The 18,877-nt window shown below is 47.8% G+C and carries 23 protein-coding genes; all 23 read right to left on the bottom strand.

The features are described 5' to 3' along the window. Window positions 1–39 precede the first annotated feature (39 nt). Window positions 40–489, bottom strand: coding sequence for a transcriptional regulator AhrC/ArgR (gene ahrC / locus ACUYLD_RS06980; RefSeq protein ID WP_013310809.1), 450 nt, complete (start codon window positions 487–489; stop codon window positions 40–42). 16 nt (window positions 490–505) lie between these two features. Then, the gene (locus ACUYLD_RS06975; protein ID WP_235309554.1) at window positions 506–982 is read right to left on the bottom strand and encodes a hypothetical protein; all 477 of its coding nucleotides are present in this window, start codon (window positions 980–982) and stop codon (window positions 506–508) included. Window positions 983–1,137: 155 nt separating this feature from the next. Further along, entirely contained in the window at window positions 1,138–1,989 is an 852-nt protein-coding gene (locus ACUYLD_RS06970; protein ID WP_023989243.1) for a TlyA family RNA methyltransferase, read from the bottom strand. 76 nt (window positions 1,990–2,065) lie between these two features. Then, the gene (dxs, locus tag ACUYLD_RS06965) at window positions 2,066–3,964 is read right to left on the bottom strand and encodes a 1-deoxy-D-xylulose-5-phosphate synthase (protein ID WP_254349958.1); all 1,899 of its coding nucleotides are present in this window, start codon (window positions 3,962–3,964) and stop codon (window positions 2,066–2,068) included. A gap of 107 nt (window positions 3,965–4,071) precedes the next feature. Next, entirely contained in the window at window positions 4,072–4,995 is a 924-nt protein-coding gene (locus tag ACUYLD_RS06960) for a polyprenyl synthetase family protein (protein WP_254325377.1), read from the bottom strand. After that, window positions 4,967–5,227 carry an exodeoxyribonuclease VII small subunit gene (gene xseB / locus ACUYLD_RS06955; RefSeq protein ID WP_013310814.1) on the bottom strand — a complete coding sequence of 87 codons (261 nt, stop codon included), beginning with the start codon at window positions 5,225–5,227 and terminating at the stop codon, window positions 4,967–4,969. Before xseB ends, ACUYLD_RS06960 begins: the two co-directional genes overlap by 29 nt. Then, the gene (xseA, locus tag ACUYLD_RS06950; protein ID WP_446674675.1) at window positions 5,217–6,581 is read right to left on the bottom strand and encodes an exodeoxyribonuclease VII large subunit; all 1,365 of its coding nucleotides are present in this window, start codon (window positions 6,579–6,581) and stop codon (window positions 5,217–5,219) included. The genes xseB and xseA overlap by 11 nt, the downstream gene beginning before the upstream one ends. A gap of 12 nt (window positions 6,582–6,593) precedes the next feature. Beyond that, entirely contained in the window at window positions 6,594–7,451 is an 858-nt protein-coding gene (gene folD, locus ACUYLD_RS06945) for a bifunctional methylenetetrahydrofolate dehydrogenase/methenyltetrahydrofolate cyclohydrolase FolD (protein WP_446674674.1), read from the bottom strand. 37 nt (window positions 7,452–7,488) lie between these two features. After that, window positions 7,489–7,938, bottom strand: coding sequence for a transcription antitermination factor NusB (gene nusB / locus ACUYLD_RS06940; RefSeq protein WP_039270947.1), 450 nt, complete (start codon window positions 7,936–7,938; stop codon window positions 7,489–7,491). Between the two features lie 135 nt (window positions 7,939–8,073). Further along, window positions 8,074–8,307 carry a DUF2273 domain-containing protein gene (locus ACUYLD_RS06935; protein ID WP_023989248.1) on the bottom strand — a complete coding sequence of 78 codons (234 nt, stop codon included), beginning with the start codon at window positions 8,305–8,307 and terminating at the stop codon, window positions 8,074–8,076. A gap of 15 nt (window positions 8,308–8,322) precedes the next feature. Beyond that, window positions 8,323–8,862: an alkaline shock response membrane anchor protein AmaP gene (gene amaP / locus ACUYLD_RS06930; protein WP_013310819.1), complete on the bottom strand. Its 540-nt coding sequence runs from the start codon at window positions 8,860–8,862 to the stop codon at window positions 8,323–8,325. 73 nt (window positions 8,863–8,935) lie between these two features. Continuing rightward, the gene (locus ACUYLD_RS06925; RefSeq protein WP_013310820.1) at window positions 8,936–9,349 is read right to left on the bottom strand and encodes an Asp23/Gls24 family envelope stress response protein; all 414 of its coding nucleotides are present in this window, start codon (window positions 9,347–9,349) and stop codon (window positions 8,936–8,938) included. Window positions 9,350–9,474: 125 nt separating this feature from the next. Continuing rightward, window positions 9,475–10,818 (bottom strand): acetyl-CoA carboxylase biotin carboxylase subunit, encoded by a 1,344-nt coding sequence (gene accC / locus ACUYLD_RS06920; RefSeq protein WP_039270945.1) that lies wholly within the window; start codon window positions 10,816–10,818, stop codon window positions 9,475–9,477. Between the two features lie 60 nt (window positions 10,819–10,878). After that, complete coding sequence (gene accB / locus ACUYLD_RS06915) at window positions 10,879–11,370, bottom strand: acetyl-CoA carboxylase biotin carboxyl carrier protein (RefSeq protein WP_039270944.1); 492 nt, start codon at window positions 11,368–11,370, stop codon at window positions 10,879–10,881. 138 nt (window positions 11,371–11,508) lie between these two features. Beyond that, a complete protein-coding gene (locus tag ACUYLD_RS06910; RefSeq protein ID WP_446674673.1) occupies window positions 11,509–12,333 on the bottom strand; it encodes a SpoIIIAH-like family protein in 825 nt (274 codons plus the stop codon). A 62-nt stretch (window positions 12,334–12,395) separates the two neighbouring features. Further along, a complete protein-coding gene (gene spoIIIAG / locus ACUYLD_RS06905) occupies window positions 12,396–13,037 on the bottom strand; it encodes a stage III sporulation protein AG (RefSeq protein WP_029517255.1) in 642 nt (213 codons plus the stop codon). 16 nt (window positions 13,038–13,053) lie between these two features. Next, window positions 13,054–13,824: a stage III sporulation protein AF gene (spoIIIAF, locus tag ACUYLD_RS06900; protein WP_235309547.1), complete on the bottom strand. Its 771-nt coding sequence runs from the start codon at window positions 13,822–13,824 to the stop codon at window positions 13,054–13,056. 39 nt (window positions 13,825–13,863) lie between these two features. Beyond that, complete coding sequence (gene spoIIIAE, locus ACUYLD_RS06895; RefSeq protein ID WP_039270939.1) at window positions 13,864–15,054, bottom strand: stage III sporulation protein AE; 1,191 nt, start codon at window positions 15,052–15,054, stop codon at window positions 13,864–13,866. A gap of 12 nt (window positions 15,055–15,066) precedes the next feature. After that, window positions 15,067–15,456, bottom strand: coding sequence for a stage III sporulation protein AD (gene spoIIIAD / locus ACUYLD_RS06890; RefSeq protein WP_039270937.1), 390 nt, complete (start codon window positions 15,454–15,456; stop codon window positions 15,067–15,069). Between the two features lie 8 nt (window positions 15,457–15,464). Further along, a complete protein-coding gene (gene spoIIIAC / locus ACUYLD_RS06885) occupies window positions 15,465–15,668 on the bottom strand; it encodes a stage III sporulation protein AC (RefSeq protein WP_010345636.1) in 204 nt (67 codons plus the stop codon). A 12-nt stretch (window positions 15,669–15,680) separates the two neighbouring features. After that, entirely contained in the window at window positions 15,681–16,199 is a 519-nt protein-coding gene (spoIIIAB, locus tag ACUYLD_RS06880) for a stage III sporulation protein SpoIIIAB (RefSeq protein ID WP_029517252.1), read from the bottom strand. Further along, complete coding sequence (spoIIIAA, locus tag ACUYLD_RS06875) at window positions 16,192–17,187, bottom strand: stage III sporulation protein AA (protein ID WP_446674672.1); 996 nt, start codon at window positions 17,185–17,187, stop codon at window positions 16,192–16,194. Before spoIIIAA ends, spoIIIAB begins: the two co-directional genes overlap by 8 nt. Before the next feature lie 411 nt (window positions 17,188–17,598). Continuing rightward, the gene (locus tag ACUYLD_RS06870; RefSeq protein ID WP_134903284.1) at window positions 17,599–18,852 is read right to left on the bottom strand and encodes an aspartate kinase; all 1,254 of its coding nucleotides are present in this window, start codon (window positions 18,850–18,852) and stop codon (window positions 17,599–17,601) included. Window positions 18,853–18,877 lie beyond the last annotated feature (25 nt).

Genomic DNA, 18,877 nt, shown 5'->3' with positions numbered 1-18,877 from the left:
TGTACAAATTAAAACGCCTAATATGCGTAGCCATTATAATTAGGAAATGTAGCCCATAAGACGATTCACGATAGCTTCGCTGTTTTCTTCCGATCGGCAAATAATCAAAATGGTATCATCCCCGCTAATCGTCCCCATGATCTCGGACCATTCAATATTGTCCAATAAAGCAGCAATCGAGTTGGCTGTTCCCGGCAGGCATTTCATCACAATCAGATTGGTTGTGTAGTCAATATGCAAAAAGTTATCGACCAACGTACGTTTCAGTTTCTGGGCCGGATTGTAACGTTGATCTGAAGGCATCGAATATTTATATCTGCCATCGTCCATTGGAACCTTGATGAGCAGCAACTCCTTGATATCACGTGATACGGTCGCCTGAGTAACCTGAAAACCAGCCTTACGCAATGCTTCAACCAGATCATCCTGCGTCTCAATCTCATGTTGTGAAATAATTTCCCTAATTTTAATATGTCGTTGACCCTTCATATAATCCTCCTATGGATTAACCTTCATATTCCTCTTCTTCGAGGTCTTCCACTAATGTAATAAGGCGAATACTTCGCTCGTCCGTATCAACGTACAATACACCCGCGCAACCCGGATAGAGCAATAAATACGGCATGAGCCTGTCCCTTAAATCAGGACCACTCCACTCCATTGGTTTCTTGCGGCGTGACGTTTTGACCATATATGTCGAACCGTTTCGTACAGCCACGTAGTCTATAAACAAACGGCTATACACGGTATGTCCATTCACTTTAAAAGCAAGCGGTATTTTCATCTTCCCGCCCACTACTTCATATCCTGCTTCTTCGAGTAGGTCTGTGACAGGCCCTTCGTCCAAGTCCTCGTTAATCGGTATCGTCTTTAGTACAAGCGGCCCTGGCTCCTTCAACCAGGCACGTAGGCTATACAAAGCCCATATCCCTAATATCACCCCGATTACAGCGATGATAACCGTATCATATCTTGTGTCCATGGACCGATCACCTCATGGACATATTCTAGGACAAGATGTAAAATCCCTTTTCCTTTGTACATCTCATTATAGGCGAACGTGAGTTCTATAATCAATCCCTCACACCAAAAAGAGGTTCCCTTAAGTTCACAGAACTCATGGAGAACCCCTGAATGTTACTTACGCGATGGACCATTATTAAAAGTCTGACCTGCTTCCTGAACGGTACGTTCAATCAGTGGTCTGAAATCCATCTTCTCCAGCTGCGATTCTGCAGCAGGAAGCCCATCCAAACGCCAATGCGCTAAAAATTCAATATTGCCTTCTCCACCTGTAATAGGCGAATAAGCCAAACCTTGCAGCGTAAGTCCAAGCTCATGTGCAAACATCAGAATGGTCTGCAACACTTCTTTATGCGTAGCAGGATCACGGACCACACCGGATTTTCCAACCTTTTCGCGTCCAGCTTCGAATTGCGGCTTGATTAGAGCTACAATATCAGCAGGTTGATGCAACAAGGCAAGCAACGGGGGCAAAATAATACGTAATGAAATAAAGGAAACGTCAATACTAGCGAAATTCGGCACGGAACCATTCAAATCCGCGGGTGTCATATATCTGAAATTCGTTTTCTCCATTACGCATACTCGTTCATCATTACGAAGGGACCAATCCAGCTGGTTATAACCCACATCAATGGCGTATACGTATTCAGCTCCATGCTGAAGCGCACAATCCGTAAAACCTCCAGTGGACGAGCCAATATCCAGCATTGTCCTGCCCTTCATATCCAGCTCAAATTGACGGATGGCCTTCTCCAGCTTCAATCCTCCACGGCTTACATACGGATGCACCGAACCCTTAACTTTAAGTTCGCTGGCGCGTGGTACCTTCATCCCCGCCTTCTCGATCCGTTCGCTGTCCGCCAGCACTAGCCCAGCCATAATCGCAGCTTTAGCTTTTTCACGGCTTTCAAAAAAGCCTTGTTCTACAAGTAATACATCAATGCGTTCCTTCGGAACAGACATGTTAATCTCCCTTTAGGCAGCCAGGCTGCTCTTGTCATACTTTTTATAAACGTCATGGTCTTCACTTCAAGTTACCCTATACGGATTGTCCCATGCCATATGCTGGCTCAGCAGCCCATTTACGCAGCTTTAAGCATACATCTTCAATGGTAAGACCTACTTCAGCACGCTGCTCTTTGATGGAGCCATGCTCCACGAACAGATCGGGAATCCCCATTAGGCGCACCTGTGCCTCTTGTATTTCGGCTTTAGCGTAAAATTCCAGTACAGCGCTACCCAAGCTTCCTGCTTCAGAAGCTTCTTCCAATACGATCAGCTTCGTATGCTGACGAGCCAGCTCACGCAACATATCCTCGTCCAAAGGCTTCAGGAAACGGGCATTCACGACGCCCACTTGCAAACCTTCCCGTTTCATCGCCTCCGCAGCCTCTGTCGCCACCTGGAGCATCGGTCCTGATGCGATTACAGCAAAGCCCTCGCCTTTACGCAGGAGCTCCCAACTGCCGATGGGAATAGCCTGTAATTCTTTATCCATCGGCACGCCAACCACATTAACACGCGGGTAACGATAAGCAATTGGACCATCTTCATAGTCGAGCGCTGTTTTCATCATATGGCGTAGCTCGTTCTCATCCTTTGGCATCATAAGCACAAGATTCGGGATATGACGCAAGAATGCCACATCAAACACGCCATGATGAGTTTCCCCGTCAGCCCCAACAAAACCTGCACGGTCAATCGCGAACATTACGTTCGCATTATGACGACAGATATCATGCACAATCTGGTCATAAGCACGCTGCATAAAAGTGGAATACACCGCAAACACCGGCTTCATCCCTTCCATTGCCAACGCAGCACACATGGTAGCTGCATGCTGTTCAGCAATGCCGACGTCAATCATACGGCTAGGAAACTCTTTACTAAACGGTACCAATCCTGATCCGCCAGGCATAGCGGGGGTGACCGCAACGATGCGCTCATCCTGCTCAGCCAGCTCAATCAACGTTCGACCGAAAATTTCCGTATACATCGGATTACCTACAGCTTTGAGTACCTGACCCGATTCAATTTTGTAGGGACTGATTCCATGCCATTTGTGTGAATCTGCTTCCGCAGGTTTATAGCCCTTGCCCTTGGTTGTTACGACATGCACCAATACAGGGCCAGTGACATTATCAGCCTGCTGGAAGGTTTCGATTAGCTTCGACAAATCATGTCCGTCCACTGGACCGAGATACGTAAGTCCCAGTTCCTCAAACAGTACACCAGGCACCATCATATATTTAAGACTGTCCTTGACACGGCCAGCCGATTTGGCAAGTTTACCGCCGATCGCGGGTATTTTTTTCAGCAAAACTTCCAGCTCATCTTTTGCTCGCAAATAATGACGGTCTGAGCGGATTTTGCTCAAATAATTATGCATGGCCCCTACATTAGGTGCTATGGACATTTCGTTGTCATTCAGAATGACCATTAAATTTTTGCGCTCATGACCGATATGATTCAACGCTTCGAAGGCCATCCCCCCAGTCAACGCTCCGTCTCCGATCATTGCAATGACTTTATTGTCCTCGCCCTTCAAATCTCGAGCCAAGGCCATTCCCATTGCCGCCGACAGAGAAGTGCTGCTATGACCGGCTTCCCAAACATCATGCTCGCTCTCACTTCTTTTTACAAAACCACAAAGTCCATCACGCTGACGAAGTGTATCAAAACGGTCCATTCGCCCTGTCAATATTTTGTGTACGTAGGCTTGGTGCCCAACGTCATAAATCATCTTGTCCTTTGGACTGTTATAGCAATAATGCAGGGCGATCGTGAGCTCAACCACTCCCAGATTCGATGCCAGATGCCCCCCAGTCACGGACAGCTTCTCAATCAAAAAGCTCCTGATTTCCTCGGCTAGAGAAGCCAACTCCTCAACCGACAGTGATTTCAGATCGCCTGGTTGCTTTATGTGTGGAAGCAGCACGCATATCTCCCCGCTTTCCTTCAAGTTTGTGTGTAAAGTTAACAAGTATTATATCACACTTTTTAACTGTGCTTAAACGCAGACAAGTCAAAACAGCTCTAACGCAACTAATGATCACGCTTCATCAGGTAATCCGCTATCTCCAGCAAACGAGAAGAATCGGGAATACCGCTCTCTGTTATCACTTTTTTAGCAGATGCGGTGAGTTCCTCCACCTGCCGCAAAGATGCGTCCATACCAATGAAATACGGATAGGTAACCTTCTCCTGCTCAACATCACTTTGCGTTTTCTTACCCATTTTGCTCTCATCGCCTATGAGGTCCAGTATATCGTCCTGTATCTGAAAAGCCAGCCCCAAGTCTCGTCCAAAGCGGCGAAGCGCCTCTAATTGACTCTTGTCCGCCCCACCAATCCGTCCACCTGCCAAGAGCGAGAAAATAATTAAATCAGCAGTTTTATGAAGATGGATATATTCCAGTTCCTCGATCCCCGTCATTCCTTGCTCGCCTGACATATCGGCGACCTGTCCGCCTACCATGCCCCGCGCGCCACTCATTTCGGACAAATCCTCAACAATGGACAACAGCGAATCGGATGAAACACCGTGACGTCGTCCTGCTTGCACAATGCTGTAAAAGGCATGGGTCAACAAAGCATCACCCGCAAGGACGGCAACCGCCTCGCCGTATACCTTATGATTCGTCAGCTTACCTCGCCGATAATCATCATCATCCATGGCGGGCAAGTCGTCATGAATGAGAGAGTACGTATGTACCATTTCTACCGCACATGCCACTGGCAACGCAGCTTCCCTGCTTCCACCGAATGCTTCAGCAGCAGCGATCACAAGCAGAGGCCGCAGCCGTTTTCCGCCTGCGGTGAGTGAATAATTCATAGATTCTCGAAGAACATCGGGAATGTTCCAATCGGCCGGGAACTGCTCGGTCAGTGCAGACGAAACCGCATCCGCCGTCCCGGTCAAATATTCCTTGAACGACGGTCTATTCAAGCCCTTCACCGCCGTTTTCATCTAATCCGCCGCCAAAAGGCTTCTTGCGCAAATCTCCATCCTCTTCCACGATCATTTCAATTTTACGTTCAACCTGCTCCAGCTTTTGACTGCAAAGCTGAGACAGCTTCATCCCCCGCTGGAACAAATCAATGGCTTGCTCCAGAGGAACGTCTCCATGCTCCAGTTGTCCGACAATTTCTTCAAGAGCGGCCATAGCCGCTTCAAAATTCAATTCCGTTTCATTCGCCACCGTGCTTCGCGTCCTCCTTCATTCCCCATACTTGGCAGTCCAACTGCCCATCACTCACTTTAATCTTGATGGAATCTCCCGGCTGTACGTCTTTGAGCGACTTAATCAGCCGTTTCTCCTGCTCATCGTATACCAAGCTATAGCCTCGGGCCATGACTTTGAGTGGGCTCAGCGCATCCAGCTGACGAATTCCCGTGTGCAACTGCTGCCGTCCCGTTTTCGTAATAGCACGCATCGCAGACTCCAGCTGACGTTGCGCCATATCCGTCTGCTTGCGTGCCGAACGAATTTGTTCACGCGGATTAAACCGCTCTAGTACCTGACGCATACGTGCATTCTTTTCTGCGTTTAAGCGTGAACGGTTACCCACTGCGCGGATTAGCCGCTGATGCAGCATGTCCATTCGCTCTGCATGCTGTAGCATATAGCGGCGTGGGTGCAGCAGGACTGGTGAACGCTGAAGTCTCGCCAAGCGTTCGCGGCTGGTTTCCAGCCGCTGCCGGAGGGCGTTGCGCAGGCGTTGCTCACGCTGGAGCAGCTGATCCCGTAGCTCTGCCTGATTAGGCACAGCCAACTCAGCTGCTGCGGTTGGCGTTGCTGCACGCAAGTCAGCCACAAAATCGGCAATGGTAAAATCCGTTTCGTGTCCAACTGCCGAAATAACCGGAATGACCGATGCGTAAATGGCGCGCGCAACCGCTTCCTCATTAAACGCCCACAGTTCTTCCAACGAGCCACCTCCCCGTCCGACGATCATCACCTGAACCTCTTGCATACGATTCATAGCTTCAATTGCCTTGACGATCGAGGGTGCGGCACCTTTTCCTTGTACAAGCACAGGATACAACACTATTCCAGCCTGCGGGTATCGCCGTTGAAGTGTCGTAATAATATCACGCACAGCCGCTCCGGTCGGTGACGTAATCACGCCAATGGTTGCCGGATGGGCAGGGAGATTACGCTTACGAGCAGTATCAAACAGTCCCTCTGCATCCAGCTTTTGCTTGAGCTGTTCGTAAGCCAAATAAAGGCTTCCTATACCATCAGGCTGCATTTGAGTCGCATAAAACTGATATTGTCCATCTCGTTCGTACACGGATACGTTTCCCCGGGCAATAACACGCGTACCTTCTTTCGGTACGAAGGGAAGCCGCTGATTATGGGTTGCAAACATAATCGAACGTATGCGGCTCCCCTCATCCTTGAGCGTAAAGTACATGTGACCACTCGAATGATGCGTAAAATTAGAAATTTCCCCGCGTATCCATACATCAGACAGCACCTGATCCGATTCCAGTTTCATCCGGATATAACGATTCAGGTCCTTTATAGAGTAAATACGTTGTTCAGCCATAGGCAGCTGCCCTTATGCCAAACCGTGCGACCGCTTGGCCGCTACAAGCGTATTTTGCATCAACATCGTAATCGTCATCGGGCCTACTCCGCCGGGAACAGGCGTAATCGGACCAGACACTTGCTTCACGCTCTCAAAATCAACGTCCCCTACCAGCTTTCCGTTCTCCAGACGGTTCATCCCCACATCTATCACTACCGCTCCGGGCTTCACGAACGAAGCATCAATAAAGTTGGCTTTGCCGATCGCAACGACTAAGATATCCGCTTGTCGACTTAGTTCCGCGATATTCGCTGTACGAGAGTGGCACATCGTAACCGTAGCATTTTCACGCTGCAACAATAAAGACACCGGCTTGCCTACGATATTACTGCGACCAATAACTACCGCATGTTTACCAGCTATCTCCACTCCAGCACGCTTGATTAACTCAATAACTCCAGCAGGAGTACAAGGCAATAGACTATCGTCACCGATGACCAAATTCCCTACGTTCACCGGATGGAATCCATCCACATCCTTCTCCACTGCAATCGCGTCAATGACAGCTTTTTCATGAATATGCTTTGGCAACGGCAGTTGAACCAAAATCCCATGGATAGTACTTTGATGGTTCAGCTTGTCCACTAGTTCCAGCAGTGCTTCCTGCGAAGTATCTGCTGCCAGCCGGTGAACCTCTGAGTAATAGCCGAGATCATGGCACGCCTTTTCCTTGTTTTTAACATACACCTGCGAAGCGGGATCTTCGCCTACCAATACAACAGCCAGTCCCGGTTGAAAGCGGTGCTCTTTCAGACGAATGACCTCTTGCTGAATGCTTGCGCGAATATCCTGAGAGATTTGTTTACCATCAATGATCGGTGCTGACATGTTTAACCACTCTCCAACCTGATTCAGTAGTCTCTACTTAAAAACGTGCTTTCAATTGCTCCAGTTCTTGAATTACTCGTCCAAGTACACCATTAACAAATTTACCGGATTCCTCGGTACCAAAGTGCTTCGACAACTCAATCGCTTCATTAACAGCTACCTTGGCTGGAACATCCTCACGGAAAATCATCTCATATGCCGCAAGTCTCAAAATTTGACGATCTACACGTGAAAGTCTGCTGATCTGCCAGCCTTTTAGATAATCCACCAACAGCCCATCAATGGCTTCCTTGTGCTCCCACGTACCCCGCACATGCTCTAAAACATACGCTCTTAACACTGCCGCGTCTTTAACGACAACTTCCGCTTCGTTTTCCTCAGCGGCTTCCTGAAGCAACATGTCCACGGCTGCTGCCGCATCCACTTCATTCATTTCCATATGGTACATACTCTGTACCGCTAATTCCCTCGCCAGACGTCTTTTCATGCCCTGCCTCCTACGCTTGCCTATATCTATTTTTCATTCTAACCAATTTCCACAAAAAAACCTGTGAACGCATCCTCCAAAACGTTGGGCGCAAAGAAGCTACAGCTCTATTTTGGAGAACACGTATCACAGGGTTCATTTAAAAGGACGCCAACGCTGCGACAACCAATCGCCCCATTCCTTCCAAGGGAGAAATGAACCAAGCGCTGAATCGCTACGTCTTCCTAGCGTATATCCGATGAACACCATCAATGCAAAGAACAACATATTCCAAAAGCCTGCCCACAAATAAATAAAACCGAAAAAAATACCAGCCGTGATCCCCATGATCCGGCCCTTGTAACTTCCCCATATTTCTTTCCAGGGCATCAGGGAAAATCACCTCTATTCCACACGACTCTTAAAGCTGGGTGACTGAGAAACATTAGCGATGTACACCGACACATTGGACACAGGAATTCCTGTAATTTCTTCCACATGATCGTGTACCCCCTTTTGTACCTCGGAGGTTAACACCGGAATGGAGCTTTCCCCGTCTACAACCGCCCGAATCGTAATATCAAGTCCCGATTCCAACACGCGAACGCGTGCTTTCAAATCCTGCATCCCGCGAAATCGGGAAGCTGCTTTGAGGCACAGATTTTCAATGGTGTCCACTGAAATCTGAATGTCACCATATTCCGTTCGTTGATCAATAGAATGCTGTACGGTTTGGTTCCGTCGAATAGAGATATAAAAAAAACGAAGACTCAATAACAACAGAACCCCTGCAATAATCAGGCTGGTAAACCACACCACTCGCTCATCCTCAATACTTAAAACATACGGAATGGCCCCGCTCAGGAGGAGGATGGCGAGAATGGAAATAATTCCGATACTTAAGCTGTACAAGAACAGCAGAAGTCTGTCCATAACTTTAGCCACGAAACGCACAGCCTCCTTAAATTAGAGTAAACCCTCGACCCATAAGGGTCGGGGGTTTGTACAAAGTATCGCTCTATTTAACCCGTCCGGCGCCCAGCACTTCCGGCTCTTCTACTTTTTCGGCATTTTTGAATTGAACATCATGAATTTGCACGTTCACTTCAACAACGTTAAGACCTGTCATGTTCTCAATCGAACGCTTAACATTATGCTGAATAGCAGCAGCCACCTCAGGCAGACGGTTACCGTACTCAATAATGACGGAAACGTCTACAGCAGCTTCACGCTGTCCGACTTCCACTTTTACACCTTTAGATAAATTTTTGCGGCCTAGCAGTTCGGCAAACCCACCAGCAAATCCGCCACTCATTCCCGCTACGCCTGGTACCTCAACGGTAGCCAGTCCGGCAATGACTTCAATAACTTCTGGGGCAATTTGAATCTCCCCAATTTCTGTACGTTCGAATTCGGTTGGCACTGTGCTCATACCTTCAACACCTTTCGGTCAAAATAAGTTTCATTCCAGCTTTGGATTTCAAAGCAGACATGCTCACTTATTATCCATACTATATCATTTGGCGTTCATTATGACAAACTGAGGAAATATACCGATTAAACTTCGTTTTCCTCCAAAAATTTAATATCAAAATCGCCTCTAATAAAGGTCGGATGCTCTAGCAAGCGCTGATGAAAAGAAATCGTTGTGGGTATGCCCTCAATAGCAAACTCAGACAAAGCCCGCTTCATTTTGGCAATTGCATCTTGCCGTGTAGGTGCCCACACAATCAGCTTGGCGATCATAGAGTCATAATAAGGAGGAATGCTATAACCTGGATATGCTGCGCTGTCTACCCGTACTCCAGGACCGCCTGGAGGCAGATAAAATCCGATTTTACCCGGTGCAGGCATAAAATTGCGATCCGGGTCCTCAGCGTTAATACGGCATTCTATCGCCCAACCATTGATGGTGACTTCTTCCTGCGTAAAGGAAAGCGGATGTCCTTCAGCGACAGAAATCATTTCCTTAATCAGGTCTACACCGGTAATCATTTCTGTTACGGGATGTTCTACCTGAATACGTGTATTCATTTCCATGAAATAGAAATTATTGTCCGGGCCAAGCAAAAATTCGAGAGTACCTGCACCAGAGTATTGAACGGCCAAAGCTGCACGAACAGCTGCCTGACCCATTTCTTCACGAACATCCTGCGATATTACAGGACATGGTGCTTCCTCCAACAACTTCTGACGACGACGCTGCACAGAGCAGTCCCGTTCGCCCAAATGGGCAACATTACCATGCTTGTCCGCTATGATCTGTATTTCCACATGTTTCATACCGGTCAAATATTTTTCTAGGTACACACCCGCGTTGCCAAATGCTTTTTGCGCCTCCTGCTGAGCGGTAGTGATTTGCTGAATAAGGTTATCCTCATCTTCGGCGATACGAATACCTTTACCTCCGCCACCTGCTGTGGCCTTGATAATTACCGGATATCCGATATCACGTGCGATGCTGATCGCATCCTGCAAATCCTCAACCAGCCCGTCTGAACCCGGAATAACCGGAACTCCGGCATCCTTCATGGTCTGCTTGGCTACGGCCTTATCTCCCATTTTGTTAATGGCTTCAGGAGAAGGACCAATAAACGTAATATTACACGATTCGCAAATTTCAGCGAAGTCTGCGTTTTCCGCCAAAAATCCGTAACCTGGATGAATGGCATCACATTCAGTCAATGTAGCAACGCTCATCAGGTTCGTAAAATTAAGGTAGCTGTCCTTAGATAGCGTCGGTCCGATACAGTAAGCCTCATCTGCGAGACGCACATGTAACGAATCCTTGTCAGCTTCCGAATATACGGCAACTGTCGAAATATTCATCTCGCGGCAAGCGCGAATGATACGAACCGCAATTTCTCCACGATTTGCAATCAATACTTTTTGAAATGTCATGACTTTACCTCCCTGGGAGCAGTCTTGCCGAACCCTCAAAAGAGGGTTCAAACAAGCTTTTTACTCCGGTTTCACAAGGAACAATGGCTGGCCATACTCGACCAACTGTCCGTTTTCGGCCAAAATTTCCACAATTTCGCCCTTCACTTCAGCTTCCAGCTCATTCATCAGCTTCATCGCTTCAATGATACATACCGTTGTTTTTTCGCCCACTTTGCTGCCAATACTTACATACGGAGCCGTATCCGGGGATGAAGAACTATAGAAAGTGCCTACCATCGGAGATACGATTTTATGTAGATTGCTTGCATATTCCCTCGGTTCCCCAGCAGTTGCAGGTCCAACATCGGACTGTACTTGTGGATTTGGAATAACAGCTTGTGGTGCCACTGCATAAGTAGGTGTTGCCACAGGAGCCTGTACCGTAACGATCTCGCTTTTGCCAGGTTTTCGGATCAACAGGCGAGTTCCTTCATTTTCAATTTCAAGCTCATGCACAGACGTTTCATCCACCAGCTTGATCAATTCCTTAATCTCGCTTAATTTAAACATCTCTATTAATCACTCCTTCAGCATTTTGCCGGTTGCTGATTACATTGTTGAAACAGCTTTATGTATTATATCACAATCATTAAAAATAGAAAGAGCCCGGAATAATGCAGAAATCCGGGCTTTTTCGCGTTTTTTGTCTTATTGTGTAACATACTGGACACTGATCTTATCCTGCGTTACGTCCAGTTCCTTCATGACTTTATCAACAATTGTTACCGCTTGCTTAGCATCCAATTTTTCACTCAGAACCACTACTTTGTATTTATCAGCATCTTCCTCACGGACGACCGCATTGGCGAACTGCTGCTGAAGCTCTTCTTCAATTCCAGTAATTTTAGCCTGCTTATCTTCAAGTACATGTAATTCCTTTTGAGCCTCCGCGGCTTTCTTTGGTGTGCTGTCGTTCATTGCGGTAGTCAGTTCATCATTTTTCTTCTGATTTTCCACGTCCCGTTCCAGCAAATAGTTGTCAATCACAGCTGCTGCTGTAGGTTGGGCAGCTTGATCGGTTGCCACTTGATCCAGTACCTGCTGGTCGGTTTTGGCTGTAGAGGCTGCTTTGTCGTCACTTTGTGCTGTCGCGTCCGTTTTAGTCGCAGTTGTGTTTTGATCGGATGTCGCTGGTTCAGTAGTAGGGGTAGCTGCCGTATCTTTATCGCCTTTTGAGTTTTCTGTTGCTGGGTCAGTTGTGGAAGCCGTATCCGATTTTGTGGAAGTTGCTGATGCTCCATCAGTTACTTCTCCATTCGTCACTACTTCATTTACCTTCAGTTCGTTCAATTGTTCCTCTGCCTTCGTCGTTGCTTCCTGTGCAGCATCCTGCTTAACCTTGCTCACTTGCTCGCTATCGGCTACTGGTGGATTTGCAGGGCTTGAGTCCTCCGTAAACAAATAATACGCAGACAGCACGACCATTAAACTCAGCATGGACACCAGCCAAACGGTTTGTCTTTTATTATTCATGTTCCGTCCTCCATATTCATTAATGGTTTAAAATATAAACTTCTTTGTTCTTAAATTCCAAATTACCCCTGTTTGCGCGGTACGACTGAAATTTTGTAGGAAGGTACATTTAGTCCCTTCTGTACAGCATCGACAATTAGCTGCTTCACTGTAGGGTTTTCTGCCCCCATAGCCACAACAAGCACTCCCCTCACCTGCGGTTTTACTTTTTTTGTCACAATCGGGGTGTGCTGGCCACCTGATGACTCATAGGTGACAATCTCGCCATCACGTGTATATTGAGTAGTGTGTCGTTGTCCGCCATTGGCGTCCGTCTCGTTGTTCTCTTCCTGCATGTCCTTTACATTGCGTTGAACGATAACTTCTTCGGTGGAATCTACCGTAACCATGACATCGACGGTTCCTACGCCAACAATCTGCTCCAGCATCTGTTTCATATTGTCCTCAAAAACCTTCTCGATCCCGGCAAAGGAACTTTCTTCACCTGTTGTTGTCTCTAACGTAGGCTCATTTTTCATCACGCCAGGCGGCTCACGGCCTACGTTTTCTGGATCAACCTTTTTCACATTAACGAATGAATTAAAAAGCATGATCGCTACACCGATAAGGCCAAGTATAAGCAGCCAACGAAATGAGTTGAATCTTTTCGCCCCATCCGCCCCTCCACCCAGCCATTGCTCCAGCTTTTTCAGCCATTTGCTCATTTCTGCTCACCTCCTGTTACCATTCATGTGTTCCATCCTGCGAAGAAACCACCTGAACATTTTTGCTGTCTATCCCCCATTTTTCACGTAGAAGTCCTGTAATTAAGCCAAAAGCTTTCGTATCCGTTGGCTTTCCGTCCTCAGCAGTTTTATCAGGATTACGATCTTCTTCTCGCGTTCCTTCATTAAGTTCTGAATTTTTTGTATGTGTCGGTTCCACACGAATATTCACTGTCTTTTCGGCTACAGGCTCCACCATTATCGGCTTGGCATCTGCACCAGGCGAGACGTCTGTGTTGTTCTTTTCTTTTTCTGGCTGCTGCTCTGCCAATTTGACCACTACCGACTGGACACCCGTTCCTGCCTCCAGCTCCGATTCCTTCTGTTGAATCTTTGCAAGGGTAACCTGGACCGACTGAATTGCTAACCCAGTATATTGTTCCAACTGTCCTTTCATTTCCTTAGCTACCTCTTTGCCGGCCCATTGCATGGAGCTTTGTTCTTGCTGTTGCTTCAACTGGCTGCCTTTTGCTAAAATCTCCTCCAATGTCGGTTCCCTCTTGCCTGTCTCAGCCTGACGTTGAAGATCCAATGCTCGCCCTAGAACCTCGGAGGGGCTGCTACTCAGTAAGCGCACGACCGGAGACAGCAACGTCAGCAAAATAAGCAAGCTGAGAACGAGTTTGACATACCTTTCCATAGATCGGCTCGGTAAGATCATATCGACAAAAGAAGCCAGCAACACGATTAGCACCAGTTCCTTAAGCCAGCCTCCCAGCCAGGTCACTTCACTCCCCTCCCCCCTTGTTGGTTTACATGCATTGGTTCACCTCATCATGACCGTCATATTGCCTGCTGCGAGCATGACTGTAATCGCAAGGAAAGACATTAATCCCACTGCCGCCAGCGCCGCGAAAACATAAATCATGCTCTTGCCGATTGCATCCAGACATTCCACGATAGGCGTATCACCCAAAGGCTGCATGATCGCTGCTGTCACTTTATAAATGAGAGCCAGTGTCAGAATCTTGAGAGCGGGAAAGGCGCACAGGAACAAAATAATAATGACTCCTACCAGACCAATGGCATTTTTAACGAGCAGCGAAGCCGAAATGACTGTATCTGTCGCATCTGCCAACGCCTTGCCGACCACCGGAACAAAGCTACCTGTAATATATTTGGCTGTGCGGATCGTTAATCCGTCAGTAACTGACGAAGTCAAGCCTTGTACCGAAATGACTCCCAGAAATATGGTCAGCAGCACTCCCAGCACTGCTACTCCAGCGTTCCGCATCAGATCGGCTAGCTGGGTCAGCTTGTATTTGCCCGTCAGCGAGTTGACCAAGTACAGCACAGCCGAGAAGAACAGCAGCGGGAAAACCAGCGTATGAATGACTGTTCCGACTGTGTTGATCATAAATACAATCAGCGGGTGGGTCACCGAAACTGTTACGACGTTCCCCATCGAGGCTAACATGGTAAACAACAAGGGCAACATTGCCATCATGAAGTGAATCATGCTATCAATCGCTTCTTTGGCATAACCAATCGCTACACTAAAGCTATTAATCGCCAGAATGATAATGACCATGTATACGATAGCGTAGGCCACTTTGCTGACCTGTTTGCTTTCAAAAGCGCTTTGCAGCGTTTCCAGCACCATACTCATAATGCTGAGCATGACGATGGTGACGAGCAACTTGGCATTTACTCGGATTTCATGGATGAAAAAATCAGCTATAGCGCTCAATACACCCTTTATGCTGAATCCTTCACCGCCTGGAAGCAGCATGTCCATGAAGGAAGGCGTTTTCTGATCAGGGAAAAATCCGCCGTATTCCTGCATGAGCCCGTCCCAATAATGTTCTACTTCATCTTTGGGCATTTGCTCCGCCTGCTGTCTGATCCATTCGTTAGTCGGTGTATCTGCAAAGAGGACCGCAGCTGAGGCACACCAAAGACATAGCAACAACATCGCAATTACTTTGAGATTCGGCATGCCCCCTAGCCTTTTCATGGCATCACCCCCTCAGGCGGGCATCAGCTTCAGAATGGTATCAATAATAATGCTGATAATCGGGATTGCGAGCACCATAATGAGTACCTTTCCGGTAAGCTCAATTTTGGAAGCAATCCCGTCTTGTCCTGCATCCCGAACGATTTGCGCTCCAAATTCAGCAATATAAGCGATACCGATTATTTTCAATACGGTTTTAAAATAGATCATATCCATGCCCGAAGACCGAGCCAGTCGCTCCAGTACAGAAACCACAGATCCGATCTTGCCAATCAGCAGCAAAAAAATGACGATTCCCGCAGCTGTTGCAATCAAAAAGGCAAACATCGGCTTCTGTTCCTTAATGACTAAAATGAGGACTGTGGCAATGAGGGCGAAGCCCACCACCTGAATGATTTCCATGTGTCCACCTACTGAAAAAGAAAGATAGATTTGATCTCTTGCAGAAGGTTATCCAGCATTCGCACCACCATGAACAGGACCACGACGAAACCGATGACCGTTACCCAGTGGGCCATGTCTTCTTTGCCCATTTGCTTTAATACGGTATGAATCATAGCGATAATAATGCCAATTCCGGCAATCTGGAAAATCGCATTCACTTCTAAATTCATTCGAGCACCCCGCTAATAGATCAAAATGACGATCAATGCTCCGATCAGCAGTCCCAGGCTCCTGCTCATACGCTCGTACCTCACCTGATCTGCCTGCGCCTGCGCTTCCTCATGGGATAACTGCTGGATGGTCAGCGCAATGTGCTTGATCTGGTCTTCACGGTCGCTGGTTCCAAGACTGTAAGCAAGCTGCCGCATCGCTTCCTTCTCGGCTTGCTTCATAGAGGAACGGCTCCACGAGTCTTCAATGGCTTTATGCAAGCTTTCTCTGGCAGTCAGGCCAAAAGAGGGGTGCATCCAGCGTGAGGCTTGCTGAAAGAGAGTGCGCAGCGGCTCTCGCAAGGGCTCTCCTGTCTTGGCGAAAGCATCTGGTAGCGGAGACACCCCGTAGGAAACCTCGGTGGTCAGTCTTTGCAGCGCAAGAATCAACTCCCTGATTTGCCGCGGCCTCATCGCAAACTGCCTTGCCCGCTGCCAGCCTGCAAGCGTAGCGGCCAGTATAACCAAGGCGGCACCCAGCAACTTAAGCATAGGAGATGCCCCCATTCTGCCCTTCTCCAGGCAGTGTAATCCTGCGTTGCTTGGCATCTGCCAGCCGGAATGAGACGCCCCGGCTCGTCCGCTCCAGCATGACGTAGAGTTGAAACAGCTCTTGCCCTGTAGTTAATCCAGCAAAAGCAGGCCGGGTCGCCATTTCAGCCACATCGCGACCATGTGCGGAAGCAATGACTGCAATGCCTGCATGAAGCGCTTCGCGCACCGCCTCCGCATCTTCCGGTCGTCCGATTTCATCAACAATGAGGACATCCGGTGACATCGAGCGGATCATCATCATCATGCCTTCTGCTTTCGGACATCCGTCCAATACATCGGTGCGAGGCCCGACATCAAAACCGGGGATACCTTTGTGACTGCCAGCGATCTCAGAGCGTTCGTCTATAATGCCTACCTTGAGTCCATTCCGTCGCCCCCCATTGCTTTCCATCCCTCCGTAACTGAGTTGCCGAGCTAAGTCCCTAAGCAGTGTCGTTTTGCCATGCTGAGGAGGGGACAAAATGAGGGTGTGCCGGATTTTCCCGGACATTCGATCTGCTACATAAGGCAATATCCGATCAGCTATGCCAGGAATTGCACGAGCAATTCTTACATTAAAGCTGCTTATATCCCTCAAATGTTCCACTCGTCCTCGGTTGAGCACGGTTCTCCCTGCCAAGCCAATACGATGACCGCCAGGGATCGTAATAAACCCTTTACGAAGCTCCTCTTCCATGGTATACAGGGAATGATTGCTGATAAAATCCAGCAGTCGGTGGGCATCCTCACGGTCAGGCTTATAGGCTTCTACATGGTTCAAAGTCAGCCGACCCGCAAACGTTACAAAATGATGATCACCATTTGCATTAATTTCCAACGGCCTTCCTTCCCTAACCCGGATTTCTTCCAGTTGCTTAAATACCGTTTCCGAAAGCCTTCCGAGTATACCGTGCAACGGTTCAGGAAATAACTCCAGCCATTCCATACCGATGCCGCCCCCTCACAGTTGTCCTTTTTCTTTAAGACAAGTCTATGGTTGACTCTCGCTTTTTATGCCGAAAATATATTGAAAGCCTAGGCAAACTTTTGCTAACTCCTATCAACGCTCAACAGACCTTTCCCCCGCTTGTTAAAGCACCATTCTCTAATTCGCACAAATAAAAAAGGGCCTCTCAAAGCCTTGTCGGCTAAGGGATACCCTTGGGTAGAAAAGATAGATTCAGCAAAAAAGAGGCTGCCCCTCAGTCTAACTCTCACTGATGGAACAACCTCTTAACCTACTGCTGTATTCTATGATTTATCAAACTATAAATAGAGGACTTATAATGTATCAACCTTTACCTGTCATAGCATCGTTCACATTAGACATATTCATGTCTAGATCACGTTGCAGTTATTAACGACGGTCTTGCGGTCCACCCACAAACGCTTGCTCCTCGGTGTCCAGGTTATAAGCTGTATGCAACGCCTGAATAACCTCATGAAGCTTACCCGCTTCAATTACACACGATACTTTGATTTCAGATGTGCTTACCATTTTAATGCTAACGCCTTGCTCTGCCAGTACGGCAAACATTTGCGCAGCAACACCTGGATGGCTAACCATTCCTGCACCTACAATGGATACCTTCACCAGGTTTTCCTCAGACGTTACTTCACGGTACGGAAGCTCTCCACGAATACCTTCCAGCGTCTTCAGTGCTGCTTCACGATCCGTCAGAGCTACTGTAAAGGAGAAATCTGCTTTACCAGCTTCGACCCCGCTCTGTACAATAATGTCTACATCAATTTTAGCTGCCGCCAGTGTTCCGAATACTCTCGCCAGTACACCGGGGATATCGGCGACGCCCAAAATACTGATTCTTGCTACATTTTTATCATATGCAATCCCACTGACTACAACGCCTTGTTCCATTACTGCATCCTCCTTCACGACCGTTCCTTCATTATGGTTAAAACTGGACCGCACAATCAGCGGTACCCGGTTATGTTTGGCATATTCTACCGCACGAGGATGCAATACAGCTGCACCCAGATTGGCTAATTCCAGCATTTCATCATAAGAAATTTCTTTTAGCTTACGAGCCACTTTCACGATCCGTGGATCTGTTGAATATATACCGTCCACATCCGTGTAAATTTCGCAGGCATCCGCTTGAATCGCCGCCGCCAGCGCAACGGCCGTCGTATCAGAGCCACCACGTCCCAGCGTCGTAATGTCTCCCTCTGCAGACATCCCTTGGAAACCAGCTACAACAACGATCTTGTTGCTGCTCAGTGCATCCAGCACACGCTGAGGTTGAATGTCCGTAATCCGTGCTCGACCAAAGTCAGATTCAGTACGGAAACCAGCCTGCCATCCCGTAAACGATACCGCTTCATGACCCAACTGCTGAATAGCCATCGACAATAAGGCGATTGAAATTTGCTCACCTGTCGTCATCAACATATCCAACTCACGTGCAGGCAACTGCTCATTCAACAATTTGGCCTGGTCAATCAGTTCGTCTGTCGTGTCTCCCATTGCGGAAACAACCACTACACATTGATGCCCTTCACTCTGTTTCTCAACAACGCGTTTTGCCACGCGCTTCATGCGCTCCGTGTCACCGACGGAACTGCCTCCGAATTTCATGACATACAAAGACAACGATATTCACTCCCTCAGACTCAAC

Source organism: Paenibacillus sp. SER-28, assembly GCF_052906305.1.
This window is presented reverse-complemented; position numbering and strand designations above follow the sequence as displayed.